7 protein-coding genes and 2 tRNA genes are annotated in these 10,310 nt (G+C 41.3%); all 9 read left to right on the top strand.

What is annotated here, in order from left to right; all coding sequences use genetic code 11:
• The first annotated feature begins 198 nt into the window (after positions 1-198).
• The 9 genes from AC4HAL_RS06900 (at position 199) to AC4HAL_RS06860 (ending at position 10,109) form a co-directional block, all read left to right on the top strand.
• Positions 199-429: a DUF2969 domain-containing protein gene (locus tag AC4HAL_RS06900; protein ID WP_491093562.1), complete on the top strand. Its 231-nt coding sequence runs from the start codon at positions 199-201 to the stop codon at positions 427-429.
• Between the two features lie 51 nt (positions 430-480).
• Positions 481-561 (top strand) — tRNA-Tyr (locus AC4HAL_RS06895).
• A 141-nt stretch (positions 562-702) separates the two neighbouring features.
• Positions 703-774: transfer RNA gene (locus AC4HAL_RS06890), tRNA-Gln, on the top strand.
• Between the two features lie 133 nt (positions 775-907).
• A complete protein-coding gene (gene rpsA, locus AC4HAL_RS06885; protein ID WP_491093561.1) occupies positions 908-2,107 on the top strand; it encodes a 30S ribosomal protein S1 in 1,200 nt (399 codons plus the stop codon).
• A gap of 360 nt (positions 2,108-2,467) precedes the next feature.
• Positions 2,468-6,961: a glycoside hydrolase family 70 protein gene (locus tag AC4HAL_RS06880; RefSeq protein ID WP_491093560.1), complete on the top strand. Its 4,494-nt coding sequence runs from the start codon at positions 2,468-2,470 to the stop codon at positions 6,959-6,961.
• Positions 6,962-7,280: 319 nt separating this feature from the next.
• Entirely contained in the window at positions 7,281-7,616 is a 336-nt protein-coding gene (locus AC4HAL_RS06875; protein WP_447452104.1) for a hypothetical protein, read from the top strand.
• A gap of 209 nt (positions 7,617-7,825) precedes the next feature.
• Positions 7,826-8,056: a DUF1858 domain-containing protein gene (locus tag AC4HAL_RS06870; RefSeq protein ID WP_447452105.1), complete on the top strand. Its 231-nt coding sequence runs from the start codon at positions 7,826-7,828 to the stop codon at positions 8,054-8,056.
• Position 8,057: 1 nt separating this feature from the next.
• Positions 8,058-9,413: a DUF438 domain-containing protein gene (locus tag AC4HAL_RS06865; RefSeq protein WP_491093559.1), complete on the top strand. Its 1,356-nt coding sequence runs from the start codon at positions 8,058-8,060 to the stop codon at positions 9,411-9,413.
• 114 nt (positions 9,414-9,527) lie between these two features.
• On the top strand, positions 9,528-10,109 hold the full coding sequence (locus tag AC4HAL_RS06860) for a hypothetical protein (RefSeq protein ID WP_491093558.1): 582 nt from the start codon (positions 9,528-9,530) through the stop codon (positions 10,107-10,109).
• Positions 10,110-10,310: the final 201 nt, after the last annotated feature.

The following is a 10,310-nucleotide window of genomic DNA, read 5'->3' as shown; positions in this document are numbered from 1 at the left end:
GGTTATAATCTGGCTTTTCTTTGTGAAACATGGCCTTACCTCACAAACTGTTTTCTTTTAGTATACTCCTAAACAGAGCAAAAAGCTCTTAGAAATGTAATTCCAAGAGCTTTGTCTTCAGTCTGTAAGCTTGCTCTTGCAAGCTTTTTTGTTTTCGTGTAAAATGTAGGAGAAATTTCATAAAGACGGAGTTAAGCCATGGCAAAAAAAGATAAAAAGATTGAAGTGCAGCTGTCAGACGCCCGAGTGTCTGTATCTGGTAAGTCCCTTGAAGGGTATGAATTAGCAATTGGTAAGCGCACAGTGGGCCATATTGTTGAAATGGACAGCCAGTTTGCCACAGTGGTAAATGATAGCCTTACCAATTTCTATCCGACACTGGATCAGGCAATCGAAAAGATCATTGAAAATTACAATCTAAATCATTAAAAACTGTTGACAGCAAAGGTTTGTTTATGTTAGAATGAACCCTAGTTGCATGGAAGGGTAGCGAAGAGGCTAAACGCGGCGGACTGTAAATCCGCTCCTTCGGGTTCGGGGGTTCGAATCCCTCCCCTTCCATTGTTAAGATACAAAGAGCGTAAAGCGCCCAGTCAAAATAGGAAGGCGATAGAAAATCCTGATTTTCTAATCGGCTTATCTTTTTGACCCAGCGCTTAGCTCGTGTTCAGTTGCACTATTGTTATCTTAACCATCGATTCTTGGGGTATAGCCAAGCGGTAAGGCAAGGGACTTTGACTCCCTCATGCGTTGGTTCGAATCCAGCTACCCCAGTCTGAGGTATTAGGATTTACCTAAGACCGCCATAGTGATATTAGTGTGTCCTTGCGGGTTTGCCTTAAGAAAATATAGTGTTGTCAGGCAGTTGACCGATTTTTGTCAGCTGTCTACTGGAGGATTTTTTAGAATGAACGAATTTGAAGATTTGCTAAACAGTGTTAGCGAAGTTAACCCTGGTGATGTTGTCACTGCTGAAGTTTTGACAGTTGATAATGGTCAAGCAAACGTAATTATAGAAGGTACTGGTATCGAAGGTGTCTTGACACTTCGTGAATTGACAAATGACCGTGAAGCTGATATTAACGACTTTGTTAAATCCGGCGATAAAATCGAGGTGCTTGTACTTCGTCAAGTTGTTGGAAAAGACACGGATACGGTAACCTACTTGGTTTCTAAAAAACGCTTGGAAGCACGGAAAGCTTGGGACAAACTTGTAGGTCGCGAAGAAGAAGTTGTTACTGTAAAAGGCACTCGTGCCGTTAAGGGCGGTCTTTCTGTTGAATTTGAAGGACTCCGTGGTTTCATTCCAGCATCAATGCTTGATACGCGTTTTGTTCGCAATACTGAGCAATTTGTCGGTCAGGATATCGAAGCTAAAATCAAAGAAGTTGATCCAGCAGAAAACCGTTTTATCTTATCTCGTCGTGAAGTTGTTGAAGAAAAATCAGCAGCAGCCCGCAAGGAAGTATTTTCAAAACTTGAAGTGGGTTCAGTCGTTACTGGTAAGGTTGCTCGTTTGACAAGCTTTGGTGCCTTTGTTGACCTCGGCGGTGTTGACGGACTTGTTCACGTTACTGAATTATCTCATGAGCGCAATGTTTCACCAAAATCAGTTGTATCTGTTGGTGATGAGATTGATGTTAAGGTTCTTGCTATCGATGAAGAAGCAGGCCGTGTATCCTTGTCATTAAAGGCAACGACACCTGGACCTTGGGATGGCGTAGAACAAAAATTGGCTGCTGGTGATGTTATTGACGGAACTGTTAAACGTTTGACCGATTTTGGCGCTTTTGTTGAAGTATTACCGGGTATTGATGGTCTGGTTCACATTTCACAAATTTCGCACAAGCGTGTTGAAAATCCAAAAGATGTTTTGTCTGTTGGTCAAGAAGTTCAGGTGAAAGTACTTGATGTAAATGCTGAGGCTGAGCGTGTATCATTATCGATCAAGGCTTTGCAAGAGCGTCCAGCACAGGCTGAAGGTGAGGGTGAAAAACGCCCGTCACGTCCACGTCGTCCAAAACGTGAAGCTAAGCACGATTACGAATTACCAGAAACACAAACAGGTTTCTCAATGGCAGATCTCTTTGGTGATATCGAATTATAAGAAAAATGAGCTTGGGCAAGTGTCCAAGCTCATTTTTATAGAAGCAACAAATTTATAGCAGTGGCAGTGTTAGGCCTATTCTATTATTAGTCCACAAGTTTTCAAACATGGCAGTTTTCTAATGTTTGTTAGCTAGTTGGGCTGTTTTTTCATAAAAAGCAGATTTTCAGTCTAAAACCTAGCAGATAAATCTCCTGAAAGCTTGCTATAACAGTCTATATGAGTATTATTTTTCAACAAAAAAACTGTAAATAACTAGTAATTTTTTTGAAAAAATGCTAATATAGTTTGGTGAGTAAAATAATTCAGCCTCCGATATTATTTTACCAGCTAAAACTTATTAAGGAGAGAATGATTTTCATGGAGAGAAAATTACGTTACAAGTTGCATAAGGTTAAAAAGCAATGGGTGACTATTGCTGTGGCTTCTGCTGGTTTGGCAAGTGTAGTCGGAGCAGGGGCGGTCAGTCAGACTGTTTCTGCGGATGAGACTGCTAAAGATGTACAGGCGGTTGACAGTATTCAAGATCAAGGAGCCGACAATGAAGTAGTAGCGGACTCTAAAGATGCTGGTACTGTCAGTGCAACGGCCACCTCTGAACAGTCTCAGGCACAGGCAGCAGATACTGCACCAGTGGAGCAGCAGTCTCAGCCTTCAGCAGCTCAAACTCAACCAGCGGCCGATGTGAAAGCTCAGCCTACTCAACAGGCTTCAGTAAGCAGCCAAACGGCCACTTCTGAAGAGGCAGCGGTTGCAACTCAAACTCCAGAAGCCGCTAAGTCAAGTCTGACAGAGCAAGAAGAAGCTGCAGCCTTGTCTTTGGATAAGATTAAAAAGGTAGACGGTAAATACTATTATGTCTTAGAAGATGGTTCTTATAAGAAGAATTTTGTCATTACCGTTAAGGGTCAAATGTTGTATTTTGATGGGGAGACCGGGGCACTTTCAAGTACATCAACCCATTCTTTTACACAGGGTTTGACTCCGATTGTGACAGACTTTTCAGTTAACAATAAGGCCTACGATTCATCTGAAAAGAGCTTTGAACTTGTAGATGGTTACTTGACCGCTGAAAGCTGGTACCGTCCTGCTAAGATTCTGTCAAACGGCCAGACTTGGGTTGATTCTAAAGAAACTGATTTGCGTCCTGTTTTGATGGCTTGGTGGCCAAATAAGGATACACAGGTAGCCTACCTCAATTATATGATTGATGCTTTAGGAATCAAGGACGAAAAATTTACCAATAAAACATCGCAAGTAGCTCTTAATACGGCTGCTGAGTTGATTCAAAAACATATTGAACAACGTATCAGCAAAGAGAAGAGTTCAGCATGGTTGCGTGAAGCAATGGCTGCTTTCGTAGCAACCCAGTCTCAATGGAACAGCGATTCTGAAAATTATGATAAAAAAGACCATCTTCAAGGTGGTGCTATCCTCTACACCAATAATAAATTAACGGAATGGGCAGATTCTAAATACCGCCTGCTCAATCGTACCCCTACCTACCAAACTGGTAAAACTAAATATCATTTAGCCGATACTTATGGTGGTTATGAGTTCTTATTAGCTAATGATGTAGACAACTCTAATCCAGTCGTTCAAGCAGAAATGCTCAACCAAATCCACTACCTTATGAACTGGGGTTCTATCGTCATGGGAGACAAGGATGCCAACTTTGACGGTATTCGTGTCGATGCGGTTGATAATGTTAACGCCGATATGCTTCAAATCTATACGAACTACTTTAACTCTGTCTATGGCGTTAATAAGTCAGAGGCTAAGGCTTTGGCTCATATCTCTATCTTGGAAGCATGGTCTTATAACGACAACTATTACAACCAGGATACTAAAGGGGCAGCCCTAGCCATGGATAATGGTCTACGTACGTCTCTTCTTTACACGCTGACGCGTCCTTACAGTGAGCGTTCAGCTGGCATGGAAAATCTGATTAAATCAGAATACGGCTTGACTGATCGTACGGTCAACGATAAGTATGGTGATACACAGGCTTCTTATGTCTTTGTTCGTGCTCATGACTCAGAAGTACAAACCGTCATTGCTAAGATTATCGCTGAAAAGATTGACCCAACGACGGACGGCTTTACTTTCACCTTAGATCAATTGAAAGAAGCCTTCAAAATTTATAATGCGGATATGAAGAGTGTGGATAAGGTTTATACCCACTATAATATCCCAACAGCCTATGCTTTGATGCTGTCGAATATGGAGTCTGTCACTCGTGTTTATTACGGCGATCTCTATACTGATGATGGGCAATACATGGCGACGAAGTCTCCATACTATGATGCTATTGATACCTTGATGCGGGCTCGTATTCGCTACGCAGCTGGTGGTCAGACAATGGATCTCAAGGGCTATACACCTGATGACAGCATGGACACTAACCATTCAGATGCTGTCCTGAATAATACAGAAGTGTTAGTTTCTGTTCGCTATGGTCAAGATGTCATGTCTGCGGATGATACGACTGGTGGCAAATTGGCCAAAACATCTGGTATGTTCACATTGGTTTCCAATAATCCAGAGCTTAAATTGGCTAAGGATCAAGAGATTAAGGTCAATGTTGGTAAGATTCATGCTGGTCAAGCCTATCGACCATTGCTCTTAACGACTGATAAGGGCCTGCAAAAATATCTTAACGATTCAGATACGACCATCACAAAGGTTGCCGATAAGGATGGTTTCATTACTTTCACAGGCAGTGAAATCAAGGGTTACAAACAGGTTGAAGTCAATGGTTATTTGGCTGTTTGGGTGCCAGTTGGCGCTAAGGAAAATCAAGATATCCGTGTTGTTGCCTCAAACAAAGCTTATGGTAAGGACGATCAAACTTATCAAGCAACTCAGGCTTTAGAATCACAATTGATTTATGAAGGTTTCTCTAATTTCCAAGATTTTATAACGACAGATGCTGAGTATACCAATAAGCTGATTGCACAAAATACAGATCTCTTCAAGGCTTGGGGAGTAACGTCATTTGAGATGGCGCCGCAGTATGTATCAGCAACTGATGGTACCTTCCTGGATTCGATTATTCAAAACGGATATGCCTTCAGTGACCGTTATGACCTTGCTATGAGCAAGAATAATAAATATGGTTCTAAGGAAGACTTGGCTAATGCCCTTAAGGCTCTCCATGCTGCAGGTATCCAAGCAATTGCTGACTGGGTTCCAGACCAAATCTATCAATTGCCAGGTAAAGAAGTAGTTACTGGTACGCGTGTTGATAATTACGGTAAGGTTAAGCATGACCAACCTTTAGTTAAAAAACTCTATCTAGCTAACACCAAGAGCAGCGGTAAGGACTATCAGGCTCAGTACGGTGGGGAATTCCTTGCAGAATTGCAAAAGCAATACCCTGAAATGTTTGATGTTAAGATGATCTCAACTGGTAAGACGATTGATCCGACTGTTAAACTTAAGGTTTGGGAAGCTAAATACTTCAACGGAACCAATGTCCTGGGACGCGGTACAGACTATGTCCTTAGTGACAGCGGAACAGGTAAATACTTTACGGTTAATGATAAGGGTGAATTCTTACCAGCTGCGTTGACAGGTGATAAGACCGCTCAGACTGGTTTCTATCATGATGGTAAGGGAATGACTTACTATACGACTTCTGGTAATAAGGCTAAATTAGCCTTTATTCAGGAAGGTGGTCATCTCTATTACTTTGACCGTGAAGGTTATATGGTTACTGGCCCAGCTGTCATTAACAGTCAATTCTACTACATGCTGCCAAATGGTATCACTCTTCAAGACACTATTCTGGAGAGAGAAGATGGTAAATCTTACTACTATGGTAAGACCGGTATCATGTACAAGGGTAATAAATGGTTCCAAACAACAGATGCTGATGGTAACCTTCAATACCGTTACTTCGATCGCAATGGTGCTATGGCCATTGGCCTGGTTACGATTGATGGCAACATCCAATACTATGATGAAAATGGTTATCAGGTCAAGGGAGATTTTGTGACGGATAAGGATGGTCAAACCCGTTACTTCGATAAAAACAGTGGTAATCTGGTTAAGGATCAATTCCTTCTTCACCAGGGCCACTGGTATTACCTGAATGAGCAAGGTCTCCTCGCTAAGGGGGCTCAGACGATTAAAGGGCAACAGCTGTACTTCGATGTTAAGACGGGTGCCCAAGTTAAAGGGAATTTTGTCACAGATAAGAAAGGCAACATCTCTTACTACGACGCACAGTCTGGCGAGCTTAAGGTTGCAACCTTCTTTACGACTGGCCACAATGCTTGGTATTATGCTGATGCTGATGGGCATTTAGTCAAGGGTGAGCAAACCATCAAGGGACAGAGATTGTACTTTGATGCCAAGACTGGTAAACAAGTCAAAGGCGGATTTGTCAATGATCAAAAAGGCAGACGCTACTATGATGCTGACACTGGTTCCCTTGTTGTTAACGCCTTTATTGAGACGCAAGCCGGCTCTAATGAATGGTATTATATGGGAGCAGACGGCTATGCTGTTAAAGGTGATCAAAGAATTAAGAATAACCAACTCTACTTTGATGCTAAGACAGGTAAGCAGGCTAAAGGTATTATTGTTGCCGCAGCTAATGGTCGTAAATACTTCTATGATGCTGATACAGGTGCACGTGTCACAAATCGCTTTGTACTAGTTGATGGAAACTGGTATTACTTTGGTTACGATGGTGCAGCCTACAGAGGTTTCCACGATATTAATGGTCAACATCTCTACTTTAATGAAGACGGCACTCAAGCTAAGGGTACGACCGTTAGAATTGATAATAGAACCTATACATTTGATGCTGATTCAGGTGAATTACTTTCTGTTATCTTTGACTAAATAGACTAAAAGGAGTTGAAAGCTTGCCTTCAGCTCCTTTTGCATGCTCTAATTGCAGTAACTGTTTAAATACTCTTTGACTGAAAACCGATGAAAAAACTGATTTAGGGCTAGTTGTGATTTGTACTAAAAAATGCGGGAACCTAACGAGACCTCTACTTAGTATTTTTTTACTAAAAAATAAAGGTAGGAACATTTCAAGCTAAAATATCGACATTTAACGATATTTTTCTTGACGGATGGTCGTGAATTTATTAAATTAGAGGATAGTTGAGTTTTCTCAATGTTATCATTTTAATTAAGGAAGGCCTTTCTAGTCATGAAATTACCAGTTAAAAAAATTCTTTTGACTTCAGCTGTGGTAGGGGCTATGCTAGCAACAACATCTAGTGTTTCAGCCCTAGGGATTACGGAGACTAATCGTTACGGAAGAACTCCTAATCCAGATTTAACCCCAGCTCCCCGTCAGGTTTATGTCACTAATCCCAATGTTGTCAACGTTAATGTTGCTGGCTACGGTATCCCAACTGAAGGGACAGATTTTTCTCAGTATTACTGGCGTGGCGACTCTACTAGCACAAATGTAGTCTATGATGAAGGCAGCAATACTTTCACTCATACAGAATATACCATTCGTTATTGGGAAGCCAAATAAGTTAAAGGAAAAAGTCTCGGTCTTGCCGGGGCTTTTAATCTATCCAGTTTTTCGAGTAGAGTACTTATTAGGCAGAGGGTCACAGTTATTACTCCTTTTTCTCAAAGGTAGAGCTCAAACACAGGTACCGAAAAATCATTTTTAAGCGGCGAGGCTGAGCTGTTTTTGCTATAATGAAGTAACTTTAAAAGAAAGAGGAGTCATACCTTATGACGAATACAATAGATCTATCAAAACCGGTGGCCCTTATTATTAAGGAACATCCGGAAGTCAAGGACATCTTGATCGAGCTCGGCTTTAAACCCTTGGCTAACCCAGCTATGCTCCATACACTTGGGCGGACCACTAGTTTAAAAGCTGGTTCTAAATTAGCCAGTATTCCTCTGTCTAAGATTAAACAAACCTTGGAATTTAACGGTTATGATGTGATAGGAGACTAAGATGGATACAAATCGTATTGACATACTAAAGAATATTCTGATAGACCTCCACCATGGCGCCAGTCAGGAATCGGTTCAGGAGCGTTTTAATCAACATTTCAAGGGGGTATCTGCACTGGAAATCTCTTTGATGGAACATGAGCTGATGTCTGATGAGCATTCAGGTGTTACCTTTGAGGATGTCATGGAGCTGTGCGATGTGCATGCTAATCTTTTTAAAAATGCAGTTGAAGACGTTGAAGTAGATGACACAGAGCATCCTGGGCACCCTGTCTATGTTTTTAAACAGGAAAATTTAGCGCTGCGCGGTGCACTTATGCGGATTCGCCGGATTTTAGATAATTATGCCAAACCTGAGAATGCCGGATTTCAAAAAGACATTATCAAGGGTCTAAAGCATCAAATGCGTTTGCTAGGAGAGTTTCGCTGTCATTATAAACGTAAGGAAGAACTCATGTTTCCTATCATGGAGGCCTACGGTCATGATTCTCCTCCCAGAGTAATGTGGGGTGTGGACGATGAGATCCGAGAGCTTTTTAAGCAGGTCCAAGATTTGGTAGACCAACTGCCCAGTGTTGACATAGCAAAGGTTAACGAAGCGTTTGAGGCTTTTGCAGAAGAATTCGAGCAAATGATTTTTAAAGAAGAATCTATTTTGCTGATGATTCTGCTGGAAATCTTCACCCAGGATGATTGGCTGAAGATTGCTAGAGAAAGCGAGACTGTTGGTTATGCTATTGTTAAACCTGAAGAAGAGTGGATCCCTCACAGAGAGTCTTTTGAGACAGCGAAAGCTGAAACTGAAGCAGTACCTACTAGTGAGACTGAGCTACAAGGTCAATCGCTGAGCTTAGAAGAGGGGCAGCAGGTTATTGATACACCTGAAGGTCAATTTACTATTACCTTTACCCCAAAAAAGAAAACCGCTATTGATCGAACAACCCCCCAACCTTTTACTCATGGCTACCTATCCCTTGAACAGGCAAATTTGATTTTTGATCACCTACCATTAGAGATCACCTTTGTCAATAAGGACGATATCTTCCAGTATTATAACAACCATGTGCCGGCTAAGGACATGATTTTTAAACGTCTGCCCAGTCAGATTGGTCGCAATGTAGAGCTTTGTCACCCTCCTAAGGTTTTGGACAAGGTCAAAAAAGTGTTTGAAGTTCTGCGTACAGGCCAAAAAGACAAGGTGGAAATGTGGTTCCCATCTGAGCGCTTGGGGAAATTCGTTTATGTCACCTATGCAGCAGTTCGTGACGATGCTGGAGAATTTCAGGGAGTCTTAGAATATGTGCAAGACATCAAACCTTTTAGGGAATTGGACAGTGAAATTCATCGTGATGTCTAAAAACAGTAATGATTTTGAAATAAAGTGATAGCATTTTGTTAAAAAATTTTTGTAAATATCACGCTTCTTAGTGTTAAAATATGGCTGAAGTTTATTTCTAGGGAGGTTTTATTTATGTTGGCAGACGATCGTAGTGCAGGCTTTTTGGGCAGGTTAATTGTTGGTTTTATTATTATTATCATTGGTATGGTACTAGCTGTCACTATTCGTTCTGATGGCAGTAATCATATCGTAGGCACCACGGCTGGCGGTGTATTCATCGCTATTGGTGTCTTTTACGTTACAACAGGTTTTCGCCAGAAACGTTTGAGCCAGCAGGCCTATACGGAGCTTTACAATATTTATCCAGAGCTGAGCGGTAACTTGCAGTTGGCGAGAGAACAGGCAGATTATTGGGATGATGAGCTGCAGTTTTTAGTTTATCGCCATCACTTGATTACTTATCACAGTGGATTTTTCATTGCAGATTTGGACAGCGCGACTACTATTTATCACCATATCTTTAAGCCACAGACACGGAACGGTTCGGCTGAGAGGACCTTTTCATATTTAAATGTTGTCAGTATTTTTAGCAAAACAAGATCCCTCAGTATTAAAAATGTGGGAAGGATAACCGATCAGAGATTACAATCTTTATTTGTATTTTTAAGCAGCCGTTATCCCCATATGATGGTTGGTTACCGTTCCAATCAGTGAGAAGAAGGTGGCTGCTGCCATTATTAAAAACGATTGTTTGGTATCTGACTTGTAGGGAGTCATAGCAGAAATATAAGAGAGATGAACAGCTAGATGTCTCAATGCTATGTAATGAAATCGTTACTGAGTTAAAGTAAAAATAAAGAAATCGGATGAGCAGAAGGGGCAGTTAATGAAGCCCCTTTTGATTTGTTCAAGAAA

The organism is Streptococcus sp. ELY_125 (assembly GCF_058314535.1).
This window is presented reverse-complemented; position numbering and strand designations above follow the sequence as displayed.

Coding starts and splice junctions, on each gene's coding strand:
- AC4HAL_RS06865 (WP_491093559.1), top strand. CDS start 8,058: ATGGATACAAATCGTATTGACATACTAAAGAATATTCTGATAGACCTC.
- AC4HAL_RS06860 (WP_491093558.1), top strand. CDS start 9,528: ATGTTGGCAGACGATCGTAGTGCAGGCTTTTTGGGCAGGTTAATTGTT.
- AC4HAL_RS06880 (WP_491093560.1), top strand. CDS start 2,468: ATGGAGAGAAAATTACGTTACAAGTTGCATAAGGTTAAAAAGCAATGG.
- rpsA (WP_491093561.1), top strand. CDS start 908: ATGAACGAATTTGAAGATTTGCTAAACAGTGTTAGCGAAGTTAACCCT.
- AC4HAL_RS06900 (WP_491093562.1), top strand. CDS start 199: ATGGCAAAAAAAGATAAAAAGATTGAAGTGCAGCTGTCAGACGCCCGA.
- AC4HAL_RS06875 (WP_447452104.1), top strand. CDS start 7,281: ATGAAATTACCAGTTAAAAAAATTCTTTTGACTTCAGCTGTGGTAGGG.
- AC4HAL_RS06870 (WP_447452105.1), top strand. CDS start 7,826: ATGACGAATACAATAGATCTATCAAAACCGGTGGCCCTTATTATTAAG.